Origin of the sequence: Mesoflavibacter zeaxanthinifaciens subsp. sabulilitoris (assembly GCF_014191595.1) — a bacterium.
Lineage (GTDB): Bacteria > Bacteroidota > Bacteroidia > Flavobacteriales > Flavobacteriaceae > Mesoflavibacter > Mesoflavibacter zeaxanthinifaciens.
Map to the genome: position 1 here is coordinate 276,516 of NZ_JACHWV010000003.1, position 24,420 is coordinate 300,935.

At 31.5% G+C, this 24,420-nt stretch carries 21 protein-coding genes and 1 tRNA gene; 4 read left to right on the top strand and 18 right to left on the bottom strand.

All coding sequences use genetic code 11. From position 1 onward, the window contains the following. Positions 1-11: 11 nt before the first annotated feature. The 3 genes from FHS04_RS06015 to FHS04_RS06025 form a co-directional block, all read right to left on the bottom strand. A complete protein-coding gene (locus FHS04_RS06015) occupies positions 12-539 on the bottom strand; it encodes a hypothetical protein (protein WP_106679189.1) in 528 nt (175 codons plus the stop codon). 89 nt (positions 540-628) lie between these two features. Continuing rightward, positions 629-1,744, bottom strand: a complete 1,116-nt coding sequence (locus tag FHS04_RS06020) for a hypothetical protein (RefSeq protein WP_106679187.1) — start codon at positions 1,742-1,744, stop codon at positions 629-631. A 270-nt stretch (positions 1,745-2,014) separates the two neighbouring features. Continuing rightward, the gene (locus FHS04_RS06025) at positions 2,015-4,201 is read right to left on the bottom strand and encodes a glutamine synthetase III family protein (protein WP_106679184.1); all 2,187 of its coding nucleotides are present in this window, start codon (positions 4,199-4,201) and stop codon (positions 2,015-2,017) included. Between the two features lie 182 nt (positions 4,202-4,383). Here FHS04_RS06025 and FHS04_RS06030 point away from each other — a divergent pair, with 182 nt between their 5' ends. Then, entirely contained in the window at positions 4,384-5,403 is a 1,020-nt protein-coding gene (locus FHS04_RS06030; protein WP_027880727.1) for a glutamine synthetase beta-grasp domain-containing protein, read from the top strand. A 69-nt stretch (positions 5,404-5,472) separates the two neighbouring features. On the opposite strand, the gene FHS04_RS06035 is transcribed toward FHS04_RS06030, so the two are convergent. Then, positions 5,473-6,414 carry a calcium/sodium antiporter gene (locus FHS04_RS06035; RefSeq protein ID WP_106679182.1) on the bottom strand — a complete coding sequence of 314 codons (942 nt, stop codon included), beginning with the start codon at positions 6,412-6,414 and terminating at the stop codon, positions 5,473-5,475. 150 nt (positions 6,415-6,564) lie between these two features. Continuing rightward, complete coding sequence (locus FHS04_RS06040; protein ID WP_106679180.1) at positions 6,565-8,514, bottom strand: endonuclease; 1,950 nt, start codon at positions 8,512-8,514, stop codon at positions 6,565-6,567. 553 nt (positions 8,515-9,067) lie between these two features. Between FHS04_RS06040 and FHS04_RS06045 the strand changes: the two genes are divergently transcribed. The 3 genes from FHS04_RS06045 to FHS04_RS06055 all read left to right on the top strand — a co-directional run bounded on the left by FHS04_RS06045 (position 9,068) and on the right by FHS04_RS06055 (position 10,662). Beyond that, the gene (locus tag FHS04_RS06045) at positions 9,068-9,220 is read left to right on the top strand and encodes a hypothetical protein (protein WP_027880722.1); all 153 of its coding nucleotides are present in this window, start codon (positions 9,068-9,070) and stop codon (positions 9,218-9,220) included. Positions 9,221-9,284: 64 nt separating this feature from the next. Continuing rightward, positions 9,285-9,358, top strand: a tRNA-Arg gene (locus FHS04_RS06050). Then, entirely contained in the window at positions 9,340-10,662 is a 1,323-nt protein-coding gene (locus FHS04_RS06055; RefSeq protein WP_106679177.1) for a site-specific integrase, read from the top strand. The genes FHS04_RS06050 and FHS04_RS06055 overlap by 19 nt, the downstream gene beginning before the upstream one ends. Here FHS04_RS06055 and FHS04_RS06060 read toward each other — a convergent pair. The 13 genes from FHS04_RS06060 to FHS04_RS06120 form a co-directional block, all read right to left on the bottom strand. Then, positions 10,652-12,586 (bottom strand): hypothetical protein, encoded by a 1,935-nt coding sequence (locus tag FHS04_RS06060; protein WP_106679175.1) that lies wholly within the window; start codon positions 12,584-12,586, stop codon positions 10,652-10,654. The two genes, FHS04_RS06055 and FHS04_RS06060, sit on opposite strands and share 11 nt — an antisense overlap. After that, entirely contained in the window at positions 12,583-14,652 is a 2,070-nt protein-coding gene (locus FHS04_RS06065) for a hypothetical protein (RefSeq protein WP_106679172.1), read from the bottom strand. The genes FHS04_RS06060 and FHS04_RS06065 overlap by 4 nt, the downstream gene beginning before the upstream one ends. Next, positions 14,652-17,561 (bottom strand): phage tail tape measure protein, encoded by a 2,910-nt coding sequence (locus FHS04_RS06070; RefSeq protein ID WP_106679170.1) that lies wholly within the window; start codon positions 17,559-17,561, stop codon positions 14,652-14,654. Before FHS04_RS06070 ends, FHS04_RS06065 begins: the two co-directional genes overlap by 1 nt. Continuing rightward, complete coding sequence (locus FHS04_RS06075) at positions 17,561-17,917, bottom strand: hypothetical protein (RefSeq protein WP_106679168.1); 357 nt, start codon at positions 17,915-17,917, stop codon at positions 17,561-17,563. The genes FHS04_RS06070 and FHS04_RS06075 overlap by 1 nt, the downstream gene beginning before the upstream one ends. Before the next feature lie 113 nt (positions 17,918-18,030). Beyond that, a complete protein-coding gene (locus tag FHS04_RS06080; protein ID WP_106679166.1) occupies positions 18,031-18,486 on the bottom strand; it encodes a hypothetical protein in 456 nt (151 codons plus the stop codon). A gap of 283 nt (positions 18,487-18,769) precedes the next feature. After that, positions 18,770-19,276 (bottom strand): hypothetical protein, encoded by a 507-nt coding sequence (locus FHS04_RS06085; protein WP_106679163.1) that lies wholly within the window; start codon positions 19,274-19,276, stop codon positions 18,770-18,772. Positions 19,277-19,279: 3 nt separating this feature from the next. Beyond that, positions 19,280-20,008: a hypothetical protein gene (locus FHS04_RS06090; RefSeq protein ID WP_106679161.1), complete on the bottom strand. Its 729-nt coding sequence runs from the start codon at positions 20,006-20,008 to the stop codon at positions 19,280-19,282. After that, entirely contained in the window at positions 20,005-20,184 is a 180-nt protein-coding gene (locus FHS04_RS06095) for a hypothetical protein (protein WP_106679158.1), read from the bottom strand. Before FHS04_RS06095 ends, FHS04_RS06090 begins: the two co-directional genes overlap by 4 nt. Then, complete coding sequence (locus FHS04_RS06100; RefSeq protein ID WP_106679155.1) at positions 20,181-20,678, bottom strand: hypothetical protein; 498 nt, start codon at positions 20,676-20,678, stop codon at positions 20,181-20,183. Before FHS04_RS06100 ends, FHS04_RS06095 begins: the two co-directional genes overlap by 4 nt. Continuing rightward, positions 20,675-21,106, bottom strand: a complete 432-nt coding sequence (locus tag FHS04_RS06105) for a hypothetical protein (protein ID WP_106679152.1) — start codon at positions 21,104-21,106, stop codon at positions 20,675-20,677. The genes FHS04_RS06100 and FHS04_RS06105 overlap by 4 nt, the downstream gene beginning before the upstream one ends. A gap of 2 nt (positions 21,107-21,108) precedes the next feature. After that, complete coding sequence (locus FHS04_RS06110; RefSeq protein ID WP_106679150.1) at positions 21,109-21,555, bottom strand: hypothetical protein; 447 nt, start codon at positions 21,553-21,555, stop codon at positions 21,109-21,111. Positions 21,556-21,633: 78 nt separating this feature from the next. Further along, positions 21,634-22,302 (bottom strand): N-acetylmuramidase family protein, encoded by a 669-nt coding sequence (locus FHS04_RS06115; RefSeq protein WP_219885251.1) that lies wholly within the window; start codon positions 22,300-22,302, stop codon positions 21,634-21,636. Positions 22,303-22,315: 13 nt separating this feature from the next. Beyond that, positions 22,316-24,418 (bottom strand): hypothetical protein, encoded by a 2,103-nt coding sequence (locus FHS04_RS06120; RefSeq protein ID WP_106679149.1) that lies wholly within the window; start codon positions 24,416-24,418, stop codon positions 22,316-22,318. Positions 24,419-24,420 lie beyond the last annotated feature (2 nt).

Genomic DNA, 24,420 nt, shown 5'->3' on the forward strand with positions numbered 1-24,420 from the left:
AGTTTTTAAGTTTATTTATAATTATTTATGGTTATTGTTCTGCTTTGTCCAGTCATATTGATTTGTAATTTTTCTGAAATAGAGTTTGAACCATAATTTTCTATTTTTAAATTATCACCTATTTGATTAAAAGATGAATTTATAACTTTTTGATTACCAAAATTATAATCTATTACCGTATTATTATCTCCTACTTGTAGCACCTGATAATCTATAATCTTAGTTGCTTTTAATTTTACATCTATTAAATTATCATCTCCTACCTGATTTAAGTCTACATTATATTTTGGTGCAGAGACTACTGCTTCTACTGTATTATAATCTCCTATTTGTGTAACATAAACACTCTTACTATTTAATTGTAATTGCGATGTGTTTGGTTGACTATTATTTACAGCATTACTAACTATAGCTAATTCTTGATTTTGATCTATAACATTACCATCTTCATCAGTTTCTGTTGATGACAAAATAGCATTTTGAGAAAAAGAAAAAACGCTAAACAATGAAAATAATATTAATATTAGTTGCTTTTTCATAATTATTTAAATTTAAAAAATAAGGCAGGATTGTTACCTCCTGCCTCACTTTATCTTAATAATTTGTAATTAAATTTATTTAAATTTAATTAGTCTTTTTGTACAGTAATACTTGAATTATTCAAACCAATTTGGTCAACTAAAGAAGTATGGAAGCTTCCTGTTTGGAAAACTCTACCTTCGTTATCATTTCCAACTTGAATAATATCAGAGTAGTTATCATCACCATTTTGTACTGATCTTGCAAAGTTGCTAGTACCGTCTTGGTAAACATCAGAACCATTACGATCTCCATCTTGTTCTTGACGAGACTTGTTCATTAAACCATCTTGGTAAGCATAAGCATTGTTATCATCTCCCATTTGTGTTTGCCAAGCTTTATTTTTCTCATCATAGTTAATACCTTGGTCTACAACAGCAACGTTTCTATCACCATCTTGCATTTGATCAGAGAAGTTTCTTCCACCAGAACCTAAATCATTTTGGAATGATAATGCATAGTTATCATCACCTATTTGAGTTTGAAAAGCTTTGTTTCTAGAGTCTCCTTGAAAAATTTCTGCACTATTGTAGTTACCGTTTTGATCTTGATCTGCAACGTTTAAGTTACCTACTTGAATTACATAAGCTCCTGCTAATGCACCAACAGCGTTGAAACCACCACCATTATGACCAACTTGTTTTTGATCAGAATCGTTACCATTTCCTACTTGATATGCGTCTGCAAAGTTACCAGGTGTAGTTTGGTTTGGGTTACTGTTTTGATCTTGACTTGCGCTGTTGTTATTACCTGATTGGTAAACATAAGCTTCATTAAAATCGTAACGTTGTTTTTGGTAAGAATCGTTGTTGTTACCTAATTGCTCAGTCATTGCAGTATTTTCTTGAGCATAACCAACACCTGTATCTATTTCTGCAGTGTTATCGTTACCAACTTGTCTTACATCAGCGATGTTTTCATCACCATCTTGTTTAACTTTAGACCAGTTGTCGTTACCTCTTTGTTCTACATCGGCATCATTCATGTAACCACTTAATGCGTTTACTGAACCTTTTTGATCAACTGTAGATTCGTTGCTCATACCCTTTTGGAATACGTCAGAGTCGTTCATTGTACCATTTTGATACACTTTACTGTCGTTGTCTTGTGCGAACATCATAGACGCACACATTAGTGCTGCTGCACTGAAAATTAATTTTTTCATTGTGAATAAATTTATTGATTAATAGCTGATACAAATATATAGAAATATTGAGATGCTATTTTTGAATAACCATAATTAATTATTGTTTTTAACCAATTATTCGTTATCACAAATAAATTTATCGCTGAAATGCAAAAAACACTTCAGATAATTCCTACAAATAAAAACTTTAAAAATTGAAGAAAAATCATATCTACGTAGACCTACGTAGATATAATTTAAAAATTTTTATATAAAATTGACAATTTGATAACTTTTAAGTAAAACTCTTTATTTAGTAAATAGCAATTCGCGGTATTTTGTGAGTGGCCAAATCTTGTCATCAACTAATAATTCTAACTTATCACAATGGTATCTAATTTCATTAAAAAGAGGTTTTACATCATTGCAATAGGCTATAGCTTTTTTATAAACATCTTCTATATTGTTTGATGTTTTTCTAGCAGTAATCATTTTTGTTACTCCAGAGTTTATCGCTTCAATATGATTTGATATTGATTCTATTAACATTAATTGCTCTTTTGCTAGTTTTTTAAAATCCTTATCATAAATAGCTTTTAAGCCTTGTACGTTTTTTATTAGTGTGTTTTGATACTTTACTGCTGTTGGCACTACATGGTTTCTTGCTATGTCACCTAAGACTCTTCCTTCTATTTGAATGCGCATAGCATATTCTTCCATTTCTATTTCATAACGCGCTTCCGATTCTACTTTATTCATTACTCCTAATTCTTCAAAAAGTGTCAACGCTTTTTTAGATACTTTTGCTTTTAAAGCTTCAGGTGTTGTCTTATTATTACTTAAACCTCGTTTTTTTGCTTCTTTTTCCCAAGCTTCTCCGTAACCATTTCCTTCAAAAAGGATATTTTTAGACTTTTTAATATACTCTCTTAACACATTAAAGATAGCATCGTCTTTTTTCATTTTCTTATTGTCGATTAATTTATCAACCTCAACTTTAAAATCTATTAACTGCTTTGCGACGATAGTATTTAAGACCGTCATTGGATTAGCACAGTTTGCTGTAGATCCTACTGCTCTAAACTCAAATTTATTTCCTGTAAAAGCAAATGGAGATGTTCTATTTCTATCTGTATTATCTAAAAGTACATCAGGAATTTTACCAACTACATTTAATTTTAGATCTGTTTTTTCTTCAGGTGAAAGTTTTCCATCGGTAACATTTTCAAGCTCTTTTAAAGTTTTTGTAAGTTGCTCTCCTATAAACACCGAAATTATTGCTGGTGGCGCTTCATTTGCTCCTAACCTATGATCATTACTTGCAGAAGCGATTGAAGCACGAAGCAACTCTTCATTATCACCAACCGCTTTAATTGTATTTATAAAAAAGGTTAAAAACTGAAGGTTACTCATTGGTGTTTTACCTGGACTTAAAAGATTAACTCCTGTATCTGTACTTAAACTCCAATTATTATGCTTTCCAGATCCGTTTACACCTGCAAAAGGTTTTTCATGAAATAACACCTTAAAGTTATGTCTTCCTGCTATTTTTTCCATCACATCCATTAATAATGAATTATGATCTACCGCAAGATTAGCTTCTTCAAAAATTGGCGCTAATTCAAATTGATTTGGAGCAACTTCATTATGTCTTGTTTTTACAGGAATACCTAGTAACATACATTCGGTTTCTAAATCTCTCATAAAAGACATAGCTCGATTAGGAATTGTTCCAAAATAATGATCATCTAACTGCTGACCTTTTGCGGCTGCATGACCTAACAATGTTCTACCTGTTAAAACAATATCTGGTCTAGACATGGCTAGACTTCTATCAATTAAAAAGTATTCTTGCTCCCAACCTAAAGACGCATTTACCTTTTTTACATTTTTATCAAAATACTTACAAACTGCTACAGCCGCACTATCTACAGCTTGCAACGCTCTTAATAATGGTGTTTTATAATCTAAAGCTTCACCTGTATATGATACAAATACAGTAGGAATACATAAAGTTGTACCATAAATAAAAGCTGGAGATGTAGGATCCCAAGCGGTATAACCTCTTGCTTCAAAGGTGTTTCTAATACCTCCATTAGGAAAACTAGAGGCATCTGGTTCTTGTTGCACTAATTGACTACCTTCAAATTTTTCTATTGACATGCCACCACCAACAGTTTCAAAAAAAGCATCGTGTTTTTCTGCTGTTGCTCCTGTTAAAGGTTGAAACCAATGCGTATAATGTGTAGCACCTTTTGAGATTGCCCATTCTTTCATTCCTGTTGAGATATGATCTGCAACTACTCTATCTATTTTTTTTCCTAATTGAATAGCATCTATAACACTATTAAAAGCATCTTTTGTTAAATATTGACGCATTGTTGCTTCATTAAAAACATGAGAAGCAAATAATTCTGAACGTCGTTGTTTTTCTTCTATAAATACAGGCTTATGTTGTAGCGACTGTTTAACTGCATGAAATCTTAATGTAGACATAAAATTGTAATTGTTTTTTGCGAAATTACAATTTTTTGCATCATAAATTTATTATACCCTAAAAAAAATAGGGTTATCGACACTCTTTTAATAAATTTAAAATTATCACCCTTATTTTTTTATAGGTAAAATCATAATTTATATATATTTGCATCAACATAACTAATAAAAATTTTTATACCATGAGTAAATCTAAATTAGAGTACATCTGGTTGGATGGTTACTATCCAACACAAAACATGAGGAGCAAAACTAAGGTTGAAGACAACTTTAGCGGTAAATTAGAAGACTGCCCTATTTGGTCTTTTGATGGTAGCTCTACAAAGCAAGCCACAGGAGATTCTTCTGACTGCTTACTTAAACCAGTTGCTATTTATCCTGACCCTGCAAGAAAAGATGGCTATTTAGTAATGACTGAAGTTTTAAATCCAGATGGTACACCACACGTTTCTAATGGAAGAGCTACAATTGATGATGATGACAACGACTTCTGGTTTGGATTTGAGCAAGAATACTTTATCATGGATAAAAAGACACAACTACCTTTAGGTTTCCCTGTTGGTGGTTATCCTGCTCCTCAAGGATTATATTACTGTTCTGTTGGAGGAAGAAACACTCATGGTAGAGCTTTAGTAGAAGAACATGCAGATTTATGTATTGAAGCTGGATTAAACTTTGAAGGTATCAATCAAGAGGTTGCTGCTGGACAATGGGAATTTCAATTATTTGCTAAAGGCGCTAAAAAAGCTGGTGATGAAATTTGGGTTGCTAGATACCTATTAGATAGATTAACAGAAAAATATGGTTACTATATTGAATACCATCCAAAACCATTAGGAAAGGATATGGATTGGAATGGTTCTGGTATGCACGCCAACTTCTCTAACACGGTATTAAGAACTTGTGGTAGTAAAGAAATTTATGAAAAAATTTGTGAAGCATTTAGACCTGTAGTAAAAGAACATATTGCTGTTTATGGTGAGTTTAACGACCAACGTTTAACAGGAGAACACGAAACAGCTAGTATAGACGATTTTAGTTATGGTATATCTGACAGAGGCGCATCTATAAGAATACCTATTATCACTGTAGAAAAAGGTTGGAAAGGTTGGCTAGAAGACCGTCGTCCAGCATCTAACGGTGATCCTTACAAAATTGCAGGAAGAATTGTAAAAACAGTAAAATCTGCTAATATTAGTTAATAACATTTTTTGTTAAAATCCATTAAAAAACGCTTTCAACAATTTGAAAGCGTTTTTTTTATTTCTGTTTTAACCTTTAAAAACTAAAAAGATAAATGTGGCGTAAACTACTACTAAAGCAAACCCTTTAAATTTATCTATAGTATTCTTTTTAGGAATTAACCCTAACGGAAGTATAACCGCTGCAAACAAAAGCATCCAAAAAATATCTCGACTCAAAATTAAAGGCTCTTCTATAGGAATAGTTTTTATTATTGATGTTAAACCCAATACAGAACCTATATTAAAAATATTTGAACCTATTAAATTACCTAAAGAAATCGCTTTTTCTTGTTTAGCTGCAGCAATAACAGAAGCAGCTAATTCTGGCACACTTGTACCAATTGCAATCATAGTTACTCCTATAACAGCTTCACTTACACCTAATTTTTGAGCTATTTCTGTTGCTCCTTTTACTAGCCATTCACTTCCAAAATAAAGCGCTAAAGCACCAATAAGCAACCATATAATGATTTTAACATTAGAAACTACAGATAATGCATCATCTACTTCTTCAACTTCTTCAGTAGATTTTTGACCTTTAATTAAGTAAACAATAAACAACAGTAAACCTACAAACAATACTGCGCCTTCTATTGGAGTTAATTGACTGTCATTCCATAAAAAATAGTACAATGCGAAAGAAAACACCATCATGACAGGCCAAGTTAGCCTGTAAAATGATTTATCTATTGCAATAGCTCCTACAATTGCTGTAACACCTAAAACTAATCCAATATTAGCTATATTTGATCCTACTACATTATTAATTGCAATTGCTGGCGAACCTTTTAAGGCAGCTTGTAAACTTACCAACAATTCTGGTGCAGACGTTGCAAAAGATACAACCGTCATACCAATTACTATTTTTGAAATATTAAGTTTAAAGGATAATGCTACCGAAGACCTTACTAAATACTCGCCTCCTACAACCAAAAGCACAAATCCTAAGATTAAAAAAACAATACTCATAAATTATATTTTATGCGAAGATACATTTTGAATTTTAAAAATTTATAGTCGTAAGTTTTCTTTTTAAACACAATTAATTTTAAAATTTAACCAAAAAGCCCAAAATTTCAAGTGTGAAATTTTGGGCTTTTTGGTTTTAATAATCAACTATTAATTAACTAATATCTTTTTTACTAAACTTTTATTGTTTTCAGTTTCAATTTTAACTAAATATAAGCCACTAGCAACTTTTAAATCTAGGTAATTGTTATTAGCGACTTGTTGCTTTAGCACTAATCGTCCTTCTGAAGAAAACACAGAGATATTGTAATTTTGTTCTTTTCCTGAAACATAAAGCTTGTCTGTTATTGGATTTGGAAATAACTTAATAGAAGAAGTTTCAAAAGTATCTGTACTTAAGTTTTGATTCCACGTATCACCAACATTTGTTCCCCAAATATATTCTACTAAATCTGGTTGATCTATAAATGGGTTACGGTTAAATTGCCAATTATAGACTACATTATTTCGATTCATTTCAAAATCGTCTGGTGGATCATTTCTATGCCAATCTAAAATAGTTGCTAAATCTCCCATTTGTCCAGTAGTTGAAGGATAACCATTAACTACACTTAGTCCATTATATCTTATTTGCATATATAAAACACTACGAGCAACATCGCCTTTAAAACTTCCTAAATTGCCGCTTGGTCCTGTATATTGTCCGTAATGCTGATTTCCTCTTGAGCTATTTTCTTGCCCATCTACTGCTCTTAATGCATGCGCATCACTATTACCATGACGTAATGAATCTGCTTCTGTAGTCCAATAAATATCAATTCCGTCACCTGTATCATCAGCTTCAATACTGTTATAACCCGCTAAAGATCTAGGAAACGTATGCTCTCTGTTCCACTTACCAATATTACTTGCATTGGTTTGGAAATCTAATTTTGCACGACCTTGCTCTGTATAAACCATCCAAATTTGATTTGAATTTTCTGGGTTTTGATCAGCTTCTTTTAAAATATCAATAACATCTGTATAAGTTTGCGCTCTTACAACGGTAGGATCCGCAATAATATCTTGTAAAGCTTGCTCTAAAGCAGCTCCAGATAAGCCATCTAAACTATCATAATAACCAGTAGGCTGAGTGCTTGAAACTATTCCGAAAGTTGGGTTTACTGGCGTACCAAACGGAGCGATAACAAAATCGTTATCTACAATTCTTATCTTAATATTATTGTTAAAAGGTATTAATGGTGTTGGTAAGTTATCAAACCTAATTAAAGGCTCTTCATCTCCTTCATTTAGAGCATCATCAATTAAGGTAATTGTTGTGCTAACTTGATTTTGCCCACTTAATATGGTTAAAGATATATTTCCTGTATAATCTGAAGTATCAAAACCTTGATTATTCATTATAAAACTAAACGAGTAATCAGAATCTACATTGCTTTGCGCTGTAAAAGTAATATCGAAAGATGCACCTTCATCAACTTGTGTTTGACTTACAGCAATTTCTAAAGCATTTAAAATTACTCCAGAACCATCATTTAATTGTCTTGGTGTTGGTGTTGTAGACGTGTAAGACCCATCGTTATTTCGTTGTATTGAGTTAGTATTATTTCCTGGTCCTTCATTAATTTGTTCTGTAACACCAAGCAAATCCATTAAAGCAGTATCATCAGCGTCACTAGTATCATAAACTAAAGCATCTACTAGATTGGTTGTTGTTGCTAAAGTCCCTTCAGGAAAATCATAATCATTACCTTGATAAATTGCTATAGCATCGGCTCCATTCTGAATCAAATTTTCACCAATAAAAACTTGTGGATAAGGCGTTACAGTATCGCTTCCTATTAAAAGTAATCCATTAACATCTGTAACAGCTCCATCTAAGTCTAATGCAAAATAACTACTATCTCCGCCAGAAGTCGAGCCATTAAAAAACACCAAAACATATCCATCTAAAGCAAAATTTGGTGTTGCAGACTTTAGCTCTACAAACTCACCATAATCAATTCCTGGTGTGTCGCAATCTAATTCGTTTATAACCACTGCTTGACTGTAACTAATAGACACAATAAACAGTGATAAAATAGTAATTATCTTTTTCATTTTTGGGAGAATTATTTTTACAAATATACCACTATAAACGAGTTACAATTTTATATGAACGTTAATTAACCTTTTTATGAGTAGAAAAATAATGAAAATCTCTAAAATCGGTGTTTTTTAAATAAAAATTGCCTTGTAAAAAATTTTCACCCTAAAAAAAGCCCTACAATTATTACATTTTTAAACAATAAATATATTTTATTATTTCAATTAAAAACTTTGCATAAGGCATATTTTTAAAAGTTGAAACTTTTTTGATTTTTTTACTTCATATTTAATAGTCAAATTCATAGATTTTATTGCTTTTGCTTGTAGGTTAATATTGAAAAAATATATATTAAAAAAACAATCATTTAAATGGTTGTTTTTATTAACCCTTAAACCTTAAAAACTATGCTAACAATTGCCAAATTAATAATTGATATTATTACATCAATTATTTACTAAAAACCAAAAAAGTAAAACTTAGTCTAGAATAAGTTTTACATTTTTTTTTAAAATTCGCTATTTGGCAAGCATTAATTAAACCAGTAGTTTTGTAAAAAGGTTTACCATGAAAAAGATTTTTTTTAAACTTTTAGCCAAACTAAACAAGTTAATCTTACCCAGTTATACAAAACAAGGTTTAGACCTTAGTAAAGCTAGTAAATTACAATTAGCCATTTTTGGATGGAAACTTTATGTAACTAAAAATGCTTTAGATTAAATTTTTATAACATAAATTTTGATGTTTATATAAAAAAGGAATATATTTGCACCCACAAAAAAAAGGCCTCGTGGCGCAACTGAATAGCGCATCTGATTACGGCTCAGAAGGTTACAGGTTTGAATCCTGTCGAGGTCACAATAACCAATAAAGGCGATGTAAATTACAATGTAAAAATTGTAAATGCATCGCCTTTAATCATTTATAAACCTTACAATTACGCTATTATGAATCTAGTTTTAAACCAAGTGCATGTGCTAAATAATAACTACGCAATAAACTACGCACACAAAATGAACGCGAAGCTAACTTACAAAATCAAGATCAATGATCGATATGTTAGAACTGATGGCACAAGTCTTATTTACATACAAATACTGTATAAAAAGAAAAAAAAACAGCTTCCATTGGATATAGCTGTTAAATCTAAAGACTTTGACAAAAAAAGACAGCGTGTAAAATCTTCTTGCAATTTTGCTAACGACTACAATCTTATTATTGAGAAAGTTTTAGCAGACATCAATACTATTGAAATTAATTACAGACTTAACAATGAAGAATTAACATTAGAAAAGTTTTTAAAAGATCTTACCCAACCAAGTCTTCGTGTTAGTTTTATTGCTTTTGCTGAAGCTTTATTAAAAAAACAACTAGAAGATAAAGTGTTAAGGCAAACAACTTACAATGCACAGTTAGGTCAAGTTAGCGTGCTTAAACAATTTAAAAGTGAAGTATTGTTTTCAGATATTACTCATGAATTAATTGATAAGATTAGAGTGTATCTTATTAAAACACGTAAATACAAAAAAGCATCTGTAAACGGATTTTTTAAAACGTTTAAAAAAGTATTGCACGAAGCCAATAAAAAAGGCATTAAAACTAAAATTAGTTTTGATGAAATTAAAGTAACTTCTATGAAAGGCGAAATGGTGTTTTTAGAAGCTGCAGAACTTAAAAAAATGCATAGCTACTATCAAAGTGAGTTTGTTCCGGAATATTTCAAACCTATTTTACTTAAATATTTGTTCTGCTGCTTTACTGGTTTACGATATAGCGATGTTATAAAACTACAACCAGAAAATGTAATTGGAGATTTTTTAGCGTTTACCGCTTTAAAAACTGATAAGCTACAAAAGATAAAACTTAATGAAACCGCTAAAGCTTTACTTGATGATCCTGTCTTTTTTAAAAGTGATTTTACAAACGAGTATGCTAACCGTAGGTTAAAAGAAATAGCTTCTACATTAAGTATAAATAAAAAACTTACTTTCCATACGTCTAGACATACTTTTGCCACTCAATACTTAATTAATGGCGGACAGATCCAACACCTTAAACACCTACTAGCACATAGTAAAATTGAAACGACAATGATTTACGTGCATGAAGTTGAAGCTAATATTAATAATGAAATTAAAAACATGGATAATATTATAGGGTAACAGATTCTAGTTGAAACTTAACCTTATTTTTCCCTGGTGCAACTTCTGTAAATTGATAACTTACAATTCTGTAATGTTGGTTGTCAATATAAATTTCTTCAGTTTTGCTAAACTTAGAAATTTCAATTTCTGTTAATGGTCCTTCAATCTCTAAACTACTTGCGCTTAACCTAAATCTTAACCATTTTTTCCAGAATTTAGCATACAAACCTGTTGGACCATCAAATTGTAAGGTCTGGTTTAAATAGTTTTCTGAAATGTTTGGTTTGTTAGCAGGATCATAAATCATTAAACCTACACCATCTTTATCAATAACCGCTTCATTAAGTTCGGCAGTTACACCATTATGATCTATAAGTTTAAATTCGTTTTTTATAGTCTTGTTAAATGCATCTTGCTGTGTTGAAAAAATTTCTTCAGTAGATTTTGTGATAAACAACGCATTATCAATATTGTTTGCAAAACTTAATGTAAACGATGTATTTGCAACCGAATTAAAACTACTTACTTTAAAAGATTTATTTAAGATGGTTGGCGCTACATTTACATTGATATTCTCATTAAAATCTAACACAAGCTCCTTTTTAAAATCGTTTGGTGTGACTTTTAAATTAAAGGTTTTCTTTAACTCATTGATGTACTTTGCAACTGTCCAATCTGGAATGTATCTACCAGAATCTATTGTTGGATGCATTTGAAAATATTTCTTCTCTTGATCAGCTCTATAAACTTTCACAGATTGACTTATTGGCATTTGTTGTTCTGAATGCACGTAATAAAAAGTAATAGGTTGATTTACATGTGCAGGATCTAGATAAAATTCAAATTCACCTTCTAAAATACCTGTGTCATTATAATCAAACAATAAGAAATACAAAGAAGTCATTGATATAACTGTAGGGTAAGTATTATTATAATTAATCATCAAACCTCCATTAGTTATATGATTATTCAATACTTGTGACCATTGAAAATCTGTAGTGTTCATTTCTAACTGAAATTTAACCTTATACAAACCTGCAGAAGCTAAAGTAATTGTATCTGTTACAAAAGTTTGATTATAACCATACTGCCAGTTTTCATTATCAAAAATGACATTTTCAACGCCACTAACACTAAAAATATCACACAAGTTATTTTCTTTAGAGAATAATAATAATTTTCTAATAAAAGTATTTTGTACAAATTCGCCTTTTAATTTAAAACCAATATTTTGGAGCGCATAAAATAAAGGTGTTAGCAAAAAAACTTGTGGTGAAATCACATTTTTATTAAAAACACTTATTGATCCTTCATTTAGTGTATAATAATTTTCAACTAAGTCAAAATTTAAAGTTGTTGTATTAAAGTCTTGATTATTAATGTAATTCTCATAAGTATACCAATCATCATCTGGATCTGTGTCATTATGCAATTCTGCATATTTCATTTTTGGAAATTGCCATTTTGCTTGAGGAAATACATTATCTAAATGGTCTAACACATAAGCTGGCCAGTTATCTGATCCTGTTAATTCTTCTTCAGATGTTTCTGAATATGGTACTGGATCTGTCTCGTTTGGAATTACAGACACGACTGGCATAAAATCTCTAATCTTAGATTTTAATAAAGGATACAATTCTGACGCATATTTTAAGTTGCATTTTCTAAATCCGTTGATGTAATCTAAAATTTGCAACTCACCTTTATATTTTTCGCCTAACTCAATAACATCAACTTCAACAATTTTTTTCTTACCTACTGAAGTAATATCTCGCGGACCTAATGCTTCTTTGGTTTGTTGATTTTCTACAATCAAAAATGGATTAGACGTATGTGTTACCTTAAAATCTGTTTGAAAAGAGTTATTATCTCTTTTTAAGGTTAAGGTTTCTGGGACATATTGCAATTCTATATTTTCCGCAATTATGGTAATTTGTCTCATAATCTAATTGATTGGTTGTCTTTATCTACTATTAAGTCTCCAGAAGGATTAGTTTGTGTAATATCTAACTCTGAAGGCGGAAGACCTGCATCTTCAATAGTTATTTCAAAGTTAATTTCTCCTTGAGCATCAAAAGTTTTAGTAAAAGTTTGTCTACGGTTTTGAAGATTAACAACACGCTCTGCGTTTAAATCGTCTGAAAATACAGCTACATACTGTTGAGGAGCATATACATCAAAATCAAAAACTAAATCTATTGTTTCGTTTGGTATACCATGATCTATATTAATATCAAAAATACGTGTGGTACCAACAGGTGTTTGTTCTGTTGCAGAAATGCTACTTGCTGCATCTACAACCCAAACGTAATGCGTTGCTTCTGTCTCATTTCCATTTCCATCATTTGCTGTAACTTTTAACAACTGCATTTCGCCTAAAGTAGCGGTGTTATCTGCTGTAATTGTAGGATTAATAGTATTAGCATTAGTAATTGATAATCCTGTAGGCGCATCTGGTAAAGACCATGTTATTGTTAAAGCATCATCTTCTGGATCGGAAACAGATACATCTGTAATTGTAATGGATCCAGAAACACCATCAATTCTATAAATAGGTGTTATTAATGGATATAAAGGCGAAAATACTGGTGGTAAATTAGCGTCTGGTAAATCTGTAATATTAATAGTTAAGTTAGCGATGTTGCTAGTTAAATATTGGTTGCTTATTTTGTATTGAAACAACTCATAAGCATTACCAGATTCGTTAGGATCTGAAATAAATGTAAACTTGTCAATTTCTGACCATAAGTAATATTCATTTTCATCTACAACTTCAATAGCTCCATTAAGAAACACTACTCTAAGTGTACCGTTATTTATAAATGCATTTAAATTTATAGAATGAATAGGAAATGTGTTAGAATAGACAGCTTCAAATTGTGCTTTTGTAATATCAAATAAGGCATTTTCGTCTCCTGTTACCGAAAAATCACTTACAAATGGAGCGCCTAAAAAACCGTTATTATCTAATGGTAAGCCTTTTTTAAATGTAAAATTTAACTCATTATTAAACAAATGCTCTCTGTCTTGAGCTGTGATTGTTTTTTTGGTTGCTGTATTAATTGGATTGTAACCAGAAGCATCTTTAAAATAAGCTTCTAAAGCATTGTTTATCTGGTTAACTATTGGTAACTCTTGCGTGTTTAAATAGTTGGTGTTTATTTTATAAACTGCATTTTGTTCTATATTGAAAATAGTTTCTGAATAATCAAAATTTTCATAAGTGTCTACTTTGTAATTATTTTCGCTAGAAAACTCGCCAGAAAAATATGCAGGAATATAAAAACCAAAATTGTTTTTAAACACAATTTGCTTGATGTTAAACGTTGGATTTCTAAACACTTTATAAATAAAAGTTTTGGTAACTGGACCAACTGTAATTGTAACCTTTACATATAAATTAGCATAGGCAATTTCTGGTAATGTAAAAGTGTATGCATATACTTTTTTGTCTGTGGTTGCTGTTATAGTTTCTGTATTTAAAACCGTACCAGTATCTAACTCTGTTACTACAGAAATAGTTTCATTAGATGTGTTTGCAAAAAAAGGTATTACAATAGTGCCTTGACTTGGTATTTGAAAGTAGTTAGTATCTAATCCTAAAATGGTTAATGTTTGGTTATCATCAAACAAGACAGAATTAGTATTAAACAAAATATGAAAAATTGGTAGCTCTAAAGTTTGTGCTAGTGCATCATCTGCAATTGTATATTCCTTGACTATAATTTTTACTTCCTTCTTTAAGTCTGTAACTTCTACCAAACCGTTAGTAAATGCTTCTTGAAATTGCGTATTGAAATAAGCGTTATAAAGGTAACGTAAGTTTTTTTCGGCAATAAAATTATCTTTTCTAGACCACGATTGCGTATCAAACAACACGTTATCAATATAGATTTCTGCACGAAAATAAAATGCTGTGCCAGAGTTAGAAGATTGCACAACAATTGTGGTGTTGTTACCATCTAATAACACGTTACCAGGAAAAGGAGTTTGTATTGCTTGTATCATTAGTTTAAAATTCCGTTATCGTTAGACTGATCAATATCTGATTGTAAATCGGTTACATTTCTAGCATCTTCGTAGCCAAAAAATACTTTAGCCATAATACCGTTTGATAAAATGGTGTTAAGCTGCGTAATTGTAGACAGTAATAATTGTTGCTCTGATGCTGTTACTGGCGCAGATGCATTTGGTGGTAATGTACCAGCAGACGTTTCGCCACCATTAAAAAATGGTTTACCAACGCCAACAATACGTTGTCGCTCTTGCTCTAACCAACCAATAGTATCTGCATAGACTGGATTTTGTGTCATAACTTCTGGAGCAACCCATTCGTTTTTGTGAACATAACCAGTTACTGGTCCATACTCGTCATAACCCAAAGCAGGATTAGATCCTGTATTACCTCCGTAGAAAAACTTAGGTGTTTTTACACTGTTAATTTGTTTAGCTGCTGCAACCACATTACCAATTGCAAGTGCTGTTTGTGCTACTTTGGCAATGATATTAAAAGGAGATGGTAACGTATCCTTTGCAGACCATACACGCGCCACAGCTAAACCTTGAGAAATTGCAACTTCTGCTAAAGCTGCTGCTTTACCTGCAGCGGTATTTTCGCCTAATAATTTAGCAATGTTACCAAACAACGATCCAAAAGATGCAATTTTTGCTTCAGTTTCTGCTTGCGTAATTTGCTTACTAGCTTCTGCTGTTTGTGCTTCTAAGTTGGTTTTTGCTTGTTGGTATTGTTTTTCAGTAATTAACTGAGCTTCTTTTTTAGCTTTTAAATCTTCTAGCTCAACCTCATATTGTTGTTGATTACGAATGCGTTGCTCTTCAAACTCAGTTTGTGCATTTTGTAAGTCTAATTCTTTTTGAAAAAGCGCTTGCTCTGCTTTTAATGCTTTTTGTTGGTTGTCGTAATCATCTTTTAGTTTATCTGTTGCTTGATAATACTCTAACTCTAAAGCTTGCTCGTTTTGTAAATATTTTAATGTTAATGCCTCTTTACGTAATTTAGCTTCTTCTTCAGATAAGGCTTCTGCATCTATTTTAGCTTTTTCACGTTCAAACTCTTCTTTGTTAAATTTTTGTTGTTGGTCTAAAACTTTAGTTAACCTATCAATTTCTTGATCAACTAAATCTTGTGTTAAGGCTTGACCGTTTTCAATCTTCTTTTTATTAGATGCAATAAAATAGTTTAGCTCTGCTTCTGCTACTTTAATTTTTGCATCTGCTAATGCTTTGGCACGATCTTCTTCTTCTTTTTTCTCTTTATCTGCAATCCTTTTTCGCTCCTGCGCTGCTTTTAATAATCTTGCTTTTTCTTCAGCAGATAACGCACCGTTATTGGTTGGTTTGGTTTCTTCGGTTTTGGTGGTTGTTTCTTGCTTTTTAATCTCGATGTTAGCCGACTTTAAGCTTTCTAATTTTGCTTGTAATTCATCTACATCAACTCCTAAAACACTTAAAAGTCCACTTGTAAGATTGATTAAATTTTGTATAAACTTAATCGCACTATCTGATACGGACTTTATGACCTTAGGTATATAACCAAAGACTTGACCTAACGAAGTAAAAAACGAAGAGACTGCAGATTTTGCTAAGTCCCAAGCTCCAGAAAAAATTGGTCCAACTAAAGTGATTAATGGTTGTAAGGATTGCTTAATGTCTGCAAAATATTCTAATACAGACGCAAGCGCATCTACAGCAACGGTTTTAATACTAGTCCATATATCACTAAAGCCTTCAATTTCAAAAAGGTCTGCTTGTGCTTTATTTAAACGCTCGTTAGCATCTACAAGTTCTAATTGTGCTTTTGCAGTAGCGTCTAATTCTCTTGTTGCTGCTTTACCAACAGCTTCAAATATTTTAAGCGCACCGCCAGCATCTTCACCTGCACCTTTAAAGACATCTGCTGTTAATTGCGCTTGTTGTTGTTGTGATAAATTAGCTTTATTTGAAGCTTCAGCAATTTCTTCTAAACCTTGTTTAGTGGTAATAGTACCGTTAGAAATACGTTGTAATACTGAATATGTAAAGGATGCACCAAATGCATTTTCTAATGCTTCTCTTGTAGAATCTGTTTGTTCTTTTAAAGCTAAGTCTGCTTCTTTAAGTGCATCTGGTAGTTTATCTGTATAAATACCAAGGTCGTAACCAGTGTTAATGATATTTACAAACTCTTGAGCGCTGTAACCTGCACGTGCAAAAAACTCGTCATACTCACCAATACTATCTAAAAACTCTTCGTTTTGTGCGCCACCATCTGCTAGTCCTTGCGCAATAACTTGGTTAGCTTCTGAAATAGAAATACCGTAAGTTTTTGATAAACTGTTAGCTTTGGTTGCAATCTCGTCAAAGGTTTTATCAAAAGTTTCTGCTGTAGCTTCAATCTCGCTACGTACTTTTGCAAGATTTTCTGCTTCTACACCTAACGCACGTAGTTTTAAGTTAGCTTCTTCTAAACCTCTATTAAAATCAAAAATAGCTTTAGCACTTGCAAATGCACCAGCTAATAATGCTATGGTTGCACCAATTGGTGTGGCTATAAAAGCTAATGCGCTTTTTGTAACGCCAATTATAGATCCTTTTACACCGCTAAGTCCTTCTTTAACCATTGCAAGGTTACCAGTGCTTAGACCTAAAAACAAAGTGCTAAATGTTTCTTTAGCTTTAGAAGCTGTTAGATCTGTGTCGTAAAGTTCTTCTCTAAAATCTGCTTGCTTATCCTTTAACTGAGATAAGGTATCTTTTAATTCTTTGGATTTTTTATCATAGTCATCACTGCCTTTATTAAGGTTACGTAATTGACCACGCACTTTAGACATTTCTTTAGAAATACCGCCAAGCGAATTAACGACTTCACGGTCGTTAATAAATATGGATAATTGTCTGGTTACTTTTTCTTTTGCCATTAGAAGTTAATTTTTGATAATACTTCTTCGCCACGTAAGTCTGTTATTTTTGTTGCTAGATCTTCTAGTACATTGGTACTTTCTAATGCTTTGTTAAGTACGTTTGTTGTCTTAAGACGCATATTAATACCGTTGCTTTTTTTACCCTCAAAACCATAATGTTGTTTAAAAATGTAATGTGGCGCTACAATGGTTAATCTATCTAAGCGACCATAACGGTATTTGGTACGTACGGTTGTTTTTTTTGCTTGACCAGAAATAGTATTATTGGTCGTGCTTGCAATTGCACTACGTAAACCACGACGTAGTTTTTGTGCGGATGCATTGGCTATCTTTTTTTCTAACGCAGTACTCATAATACATTAAGCTTAAATACAGGTTAAAAATAAAGTGCTGAAGTGGTATAATTTAGGACACAAAAAAACCACTGTGTTAACAGTGGTTAATTGGCAAAATTTAAAAAAACCTATTAAAAAGGAAAGGGCGTTTTTAGTCGTAAAAACGATGTGCTTTTATTATACCAGGACTTAAAATTATATTGCTTATCCTTATTATTTAGCAACCGATTGTATTTAAGTATTGGTGTTGTATTGTAATTATAAAAGTTAGGCGTTAGATCTATTTTATGCTTTCGGAAATCTATTAAAGGATATGTATCTAAATGATTGACGTCTGCATTTACAAAATTTACAACCGCTACATTTTGGTTAGATGCTACGCTAGTAAAACTATAATCATTATAACTATAATCTAAAACAAACGCATTTGCATCTACTGTGTTAGCCACAACAACTTCTGTAGGTTGTGCTTGTTGCAAAATTTCTGTTGGAGTGTCTTCTGGATTATCAAAAGAAACTGGTGTTGCATTTAAACTAAATGTTAATCCGATGAGGCAGATTAATGATAAGAAAAATCGTGTTTTCATAATAAAAAAAGTATTTGTTGTTGTTTTGTTGATTGTAAACTTATTCTAACTCACTATTTTAAAATAGGACACAAAAAAACCACTACTGTTACCTAGTGGTTTTAATGCTTAAACTAACCAAAAATTAAATAATGAATAAAAATTACTCTCTTATTCTTAACCAGTACTAAAGTAGTTTTTTAGTATCTTAGAAAATAGGACACAAAAAAACTACCTATGAAAAATAACGGTTTAACAGATACACAAGGTTTACTTTTACTAATTATAGTTTGTGTTATTGCCTTTACGCTCCTTCTGTAAATGTCCATTTATCTGGATTAAAACACATAGGCTCGTGGTTTTTTAGTCTGTACAGTAAATTCCAACCATGCATATTATCAAACAATGGTCCTACCTTCTCATAAGAAAAGCTGTTAGCTTCTAACATACCAAACAATATACTATCGCGGTTTTTGTGTTCTTTTTTTAAGTAAGAAATTACATCTAGCACCACATTTTCTAAACGGTCTAATACTTCTTCTTGTTTGTTATAATCGTCTGCTTTACCTGCAAAGTCTATGATTAGTATAGACATGTCTTTGCTGTTAAAGTTAGTGGTATTGTTTTGATTTTCTTCTATTTGTGCGCTGTACGATTCTAGTAACAATGCTGGCTTACCAATACCGCTTCTGAATTGGTTTTGAAGCTCGGCAATATTAAAACGATAAAAGCCATTAATACCGTTGTGTGCTGTTGCTATATCGTTATGAAACTGTACCAGTTTACTATGTGTTAATGTTCTGTCTGCCATGATTTATTTTTTTGCGGTTTGTGTAATATCTGTTTGAAACTGCTCTAAAAAGGTGTAGCAGTTTACGTTTTTTATGGATTTGTGTTTGGATAGATCACCGCGCGTCATTTGCAAGATGACTTTTCCAAAACCATAGTTTGATTTGGATTTTTTATTACCGCTACCGTTAAACACCTTAGGGAAACGCTTGGCTAAGACTTGAACGCATCCAGAAACCGCAATGTGAATAGCTATAAGTTTGTAAGGACTTAGTTTTTTAAATGGTGCTACTTCTTTATCTAAATTAAGCTTATCGTATTCTGGCGCTTTGTCTTTACGGTAAATGACTGCTGCTAGGTATTGTAAATACTCGATATTTTTAGTGTCTATATATTTGTTGTTTAAATCTAACATTGCAGCTAGTTGATCTGCAGTAAGATTTATAATACGATCCATTGGTGCGTAATAGGTTGTGCCTTTAATTTTTAGATTGCCAATAAACTTACTACGATTGTTTGATGTGTAAATAAAATCGACATAATTTTTTAGCTCTGATAATGGTACGTTTAAAAATAGGAGTGCCAATTTGGCATTTGTTTTTACTGTATACCATTTTGATCCTACCAAAATTTTAATAAGCAATACCAGTTGCAATTTACCTGGTTGCGTTTTGGTTAATAGCTTGGCAACTTTAATTAGCTGTTTTGGTGTAAGCTGGTCCCAAGTTTGTGGTATGTTTAAGTTTATTTTCATAAAGCTAAATAGGTTAGATTTTCTATGCGCGCGTCTATAACTATTAAAACATCTGGATCTTTTAAATACGATTGTTTTAAACTGGTTAAGTAGCTAACATCTGTTGCTTCTAAAATATCTGTGCGTAGGTGTTCTGGTAGGTTTTGGATGATGCTGTGTAGGGATTGGTTGCTCATGGTATTAAGGTTTTAATCTTGTTAATCTGGTTAGCTAAAAAGATAAACCCAATGATTACCAACAATACTAAAACAGCTAAAGCATAAATGAAGTATTGCGGATTAAAAGTTTCTTGTTTTTCTGTGTCTTTAAATTTTGAGCTTTCATCTATTACAGAATTATCTTTAATATTAGTATTGGTTTGTTCTTGCTTATTATTAAAGGTTTGTGTGTTCTGCTTTTTCTTTGAAATTGTTGTGTTTTTAGCTTTAATCGTATCACCATCTGGTGTAACAATTTCCATAGCAAATAATGGATTGGTTGGCTTAAATTCAAACTCCTCTAGATCTACATTTGTTTTAGTAAAATCAAAACGCTTTGTATCTGTAGTTTCAGACTTATCGGTATTAGTTGTTGTTGCTGTTTTGGTTTTAAGCGCTTTTTTTTGGACATCGCAACTTTGGACAGATATTGTCCAAATAATTAAAACTATGATTTTGTAGATGCTTTTCATTTTTTCATGCAATTTTCTTTGCAATTCTCATTGCAGTTAGCACAGATTTTATCTTGTAGTTGTTTTTCTTTTACGATTTGACGCATTAATCCAAATGAAAATTTACAGCGTTCCCACTTGAAGATGTTTTTTACTTTTGTAATTCGCCAAGCATAACTAACCTTATTATGAAATCTAAATCCGATTAAAATAAAGTAGATTAAGGCTGCAATAAATAAATGGACCAGTAAGTAACGATCAAACAAATTAATACCATTTGCAAAATCCATACTTTTTAGAGTGCCTATATAAACTACACCGATTAAGATGGTATACTTTATAATTGGTGTTAAGTGTTTTTTGGCATTAGACCACACATAAAGCAACAATGCGTACATGATTATTAATCCAATAAAACCTAAATAGCTAGAAAAGGTTTGATTCTCCATGATTATGATATTAATTTATTGAGTTTGTCTGTTAGTGATTTTATCACACTAATTATTGACTTTTTAAATTGTTCTTGCGTTTCTTTTTCTGTTAGAATTTTTAAAAAATCTGTAGAAAATATTGCAAATATTGCCATTAAAAACAGCACTACACCAAGCTCTATATTTTTAGCAATTACGTAAGCATAAGTACCTGCTGTTAGTATGTAGGTAATTAAAAAACTACCAAAGAAATCTATAAAATCTGGGTTTTTTCTTGTAGGATTGTTTTTATCTAAAATTAACTTTATTAACCAGCAAGCAGTGACCAATAACAATATGGTTATATCATTTTTGGTAAAACTAATATCCAGTAAACCTGCGTCTTCTGAATAATGTTTATAGCTAAGCTGAAAAGCACTTACAAAAGACACTGCTCCAGCAATAAATAATTCTAAATAGTTTTTCATTTTGTTATTGTTGTTTTAATCATTTACACACACAGATTAAAAACATTTACATTTACACACTAGGTATTTATAGTCTACCTAAAGACTTTTATATTTTAGATAAGCTTTTTCTAGCTTTTCATCATATTTATTTTGAGCATACCCTGCTCCATTGTAACCGTAAGCAAATCCTTGCCAATCTAACCTTCTTAACTCATCGTCTAACCTTCTGTGTTGTACAAAATTTACAAATGCTATTAAGTGTTCTCTTTCACTTTTATACATTGCATTAATAAAATCTTGAAGCGTGTCATATCCAGCAAGTTTGTAATTAAAACCCATGATTTGAAACTTGCCCCATGATGCAGATTTTAAAGCCGCATCTCTATCTAAATCAACAGCTTTTTGAAGTCTTTTGTGTTGATCCTGGTTATAATATTTTCTGATCCAACGTGGATAAGAAATGTTAGCATTTTTTGAAGTTGTAAAACGACCTTTAGTTAATTTATGAAACCAATGCCCTTCAAATAATATTTTAGGTGTTTTACCATCTTTTAAAAAACCAGATCTTCCACCACTTTCAACAAATGATACTGCTTTTATAACTGCAACATCACAGCCAATAATAGAGGCTGCATATTGATAATCTGCTTCTGTTAAATGTTTACTCATAACTTCTTCTTGTGGTTGCTCTATCACTTCTGGCTGATTGACTTTTATATCATTGACCGATTTTTGCTTCTTAAATATTTTAAATAGGTTACACATATATCTAATCTCATTATTCTAAGGTTAAATCGTAGCTAAAATCTATGTTAATAGTTCTACCTGTATTTATTTGACCTGTTACACTTCCATCTGTACCTATTAAAACTTTGTAAACATTGATGTTTGCACTATTTATAACTCCTGTGTGTCTGTCAATTAAAGGTCTTATTTCTTCTGGCAAAACACATATTTCAAGTACACCACTACCAGAAGCAACGCAATCTATATGTATATTAGCGATATTATTTCTTACAGAATATTTTAAAGTACCACTTGAAACGTTTGAAACGTTAAACACATTTGTAACTGTTGTGTTTGGAATATTAACTCCTAAATCCTTTTTAACTACTGGCGTTTTATCGGTTTTTTCTTCAAGTGTTACGGCTGTGTTATAAGGACTAATAGCGTCGTAATACTCTGCCAATTCTGTTGTATTAACACCTGTCCAAGTATCGATATTACTTTCAATGTAAGTCTTAGCAGCGTTTGCGTCTATTTTACCAAAACCTCTGTAAATATTATAACTACCTGCGTTACTTGCTGTTGCTCTACAAGCTTCACGAATCAATCCCCAAGGAGCGTTTGTTTCATTTCTTAACCATTTAAACTTAGCTGTTACTATTGCTGTTGCTGGTGATTGTTGGTGTTTGTCTAAACCTGATTGAATCGTTAAGCCTATCGCTGTTAAATCTGCATCTCGTGTTGGCTCGTTAAATTCTACACCAAAACCGTAAGAACTTCCTTTTGGGTCTGTTCCATCATTGTCAGTTTCTGCTCGACTGGTCACCATAACAACGTCAGCTAAAAAGTCATCTTCTGCGGTTGTTCTGTCTAATCTTATTAAGTTGTTATTACCTAAAGAAACAATTTTGAAAAAATCTTTATCATTGTCGTTATTTTTAAAATAATCTACAGAAGCAGATGATGCAGACATTGTTAACTCTACATCATTAACATAAGCTGCGTCAAGTCTGTAATAATTGTTTTTAAAAGATGTAGTTAAAGATGAATTTTCAAATCCTGTTATAGTCGGTGGAGTATCACCACCTGAAACTGTGTCGTAAAATTCATTAAACCAAGTTATCATTTGATTATTATGAGTCAAATTAACATCTGCATTAAACACATTATTTAATGCACTTGGTTTAGAAGTTATAGGCTTTATTGTAGCTAATTGATTATTAAAGTCCTCAAAATCATCATAATACTTAAATTCAAAATACAACTCTTGATTTAAAGATTTTTCTTTAGTTGAATAACCTCCTTTTAATCTTAAACAAGTTTTAATCTCATTATTTTGAGAGTCCGCAACTTGAACAATATCACATTCAGCTATCTTATCAGATATATAAACCTTATAATCAACAATAGCAACTTTATCTAAGTAAGGTATTTTAATTAATCCATCTGCTAAGTAATCACTAATTTTTAATGTTTTTGATATTTTACCAATCCTTAAATTTTCTGTTTGTGTTATTGGTGCATTTTCAGGTGGTATGTTATTTCCAAATTGGTCTGATGTTCCAATATTTTGAGATACTAATAAAATCTCTGAATAATGGTTGTTTGGAAATATATCATCATCTAAAATCACATTAGTAATGTAAGGTGTTTGGCTAAAATCGTAATATCTATATCCTACATATCTTAACTTTGAATCATATATATAATCTATATATCCTGTGACTTTTGATAATTGTCTTTTTACGAAATAACTTGAGCTTTTATATAAATAAATACTATCATCCTCAAAAGAGATTGCATTAGTGTTTAAACTTATATTTCCCAAACTAGATACAGCATAATTACCTTCGTGTAAAGGTATTGTGGACATTGAACTAGCAGGTTGATAGTCTATTGGAAATTTTATATAAACAGCTTTATAGTCTAAAATTGAACCGCTTTTAGCGATTAGTTCTACAACAATTTCTCCTAATCTTGTGCTTTCAAACCCTTGACCATTATTAACACGGTATAAATAACCTATTTCTTGATTAGGTTGGTTATCAATTAATTCTGAAATTGTTTCATATGTATTTGCTACTGGAGGAAGATCTGTACCTGGTCCTGCTGGACTGCTACATGGAAATGGATTATTTGAAGCGTGTATACTCATAA

What these genes read in the sequence shown, in the direction of transcription:
- FHS04_RS06025 (WP_106679184.1), bottom strand. Translation starts at nt 4,201, where the DNA reads ATGTCTACATTAAGATTTCATGCAGTTAAACAGTCGCTACAACATAAG.
- FHS04_RS06090 (WP_106679161.1), bottom strand. Translation starts at nt 20,008, where the DNA reads ATGAAAATAAACTTAAACATACCACAAACTTGGGACCAGCTTACACCA.
- FHS04_RS06105 (WP_106679152.1), bottom strand. Translation starts at nt 21,106, where the DNA reads ATGGAGAATCAAACCTTTTCTAGCTATTTAGGTTTTATTGGATTAATA.
- FHS04_RS06115 (WP_219885251.1), bottom strand. Translation starts at nt 22,302, where the DNA reads ATGTGTAACCTATTTAAAATATTTAAGAAGCAAAAATCGGTCAATGAT.
- FHS04_RS06060 (WP_106679175.1), bottom strand. Translation starts at nt 12,586, where the DNA reads ATGAGACAAATTACCATAATTGCGGAAAATATAGAATTGCAATATGTC.
- FHS04_RS06035 (WP_106679182.1), bottom strand. Translation starts at nt 6,414, where the DNA reads ATGAGTATTGTTTTTTTAATCTTAGGATTTGTGCTTTTGGTTGTAGGA.
- FHS04_RS06120 (WP_106679149.1), bottom strand. Translation starts at nt 24,418, where the DNA reads ATGAGTATACACGCTTCAAATAATCCATTTCCATGTAGCAGTCCAGCA.
- FHS04_RS06030 (WP_027880727.1), top strand. Translation starts at nt 4,384, where the DNA reads ATGAGTAAATCTAAATTAGAGTACATCTGGTTGGATGGTTACTATCCA.
- FHS04_RS06100 (WP_106679155.1), bottom strand. Translation starts at nt 20,678, where the DNA reads ATGAAAAGCATCTACAAAATCATAGTTTTAATTATTTGGACAATATCT.
- FHS04_RS06095 (WP_106679158.1), bottom strand. Translation starts at nt 20,184, where the DNA reads ATGAGCAACCAATCCCTACACAGCATCATCCAAAACCTACCAGAACAC.
- FHS04_RS06075 (WP_106679168.1), bottom strand. Translation starts at nt 17,917, where the DNA reads ATGAGTACTGCGTTAGAAAAAAAGATAGCCAATGCATCCGCACAAAAA.
- FHS04_RS06065 (WP_106679172.1), bottom strand. Translation starts at nt 14,652, where the DNA reads ATGATACAAGCAATACAAACTCCTTTTCCTGGTAACGTGTTATTAGAT.
- FHS04_RS06070 (WP_106679170.1), bottom strand. Translation starts at nt 17,561, where the DNA reads ATGGCAAAAGAAAAAGTAACCAGACAATTATCCATATTTATTAACGAC.
- FHS04_RS06080 (WP_106679166.1), bottom strand. Translation starts at nt 18,486, where the DNA reads ATGAAAACACGATTTTTCTTATCATTAATCTGCCTCATCGGATTAACA.
- FHS04_RS06085 (WP_106679163.1), bottom strand. Translation starts at nt 19,276, where the DNA reads ATGGCAGACAGAACATTAACACATAGTAAACTGGTACAGTTTCATAAC.
- FHS04_RS06020 (WP_106679187.1), bottom strand. Translation starts at nt 1,744, where the DNA reads ATGAAAAAATTAATTTTCAGTGCAGCAGCACTAATGTGTGCGTCTATG.
- FHS04_RS06015 (WP_106679189.1), bottom strand. Translation starts at nt 539, where the DNA reads ATGAAAAAGCAACTAATATTAATATTATTTTCATTGTTTAGCGTTTTT.
- FHS04_RS06045 (WP_027880722.1), top strand. Translation starts at nt 9,068, where the DNA reads ATGAAAAAGATTTTTTTTAAACTTTTAGCCAAACTAAACAAGTTAATC.
- FHS04_RS06110 (WP_106679150.1), bottom strand. Translation starts at nt 21,555, where the DNA reads ATGAAAAACTATTTAGAATTATTTATTGCTGGAGCAGTGTCTTTTGTA.
- FHS04_RS06040 (WP_106679180.1), bottom strand. Translation starts at nt 8,514, where the DNA reads ATGAAAAAGATAATTACTATTTTATCACTGTTTATTGTGTCTATTAGT.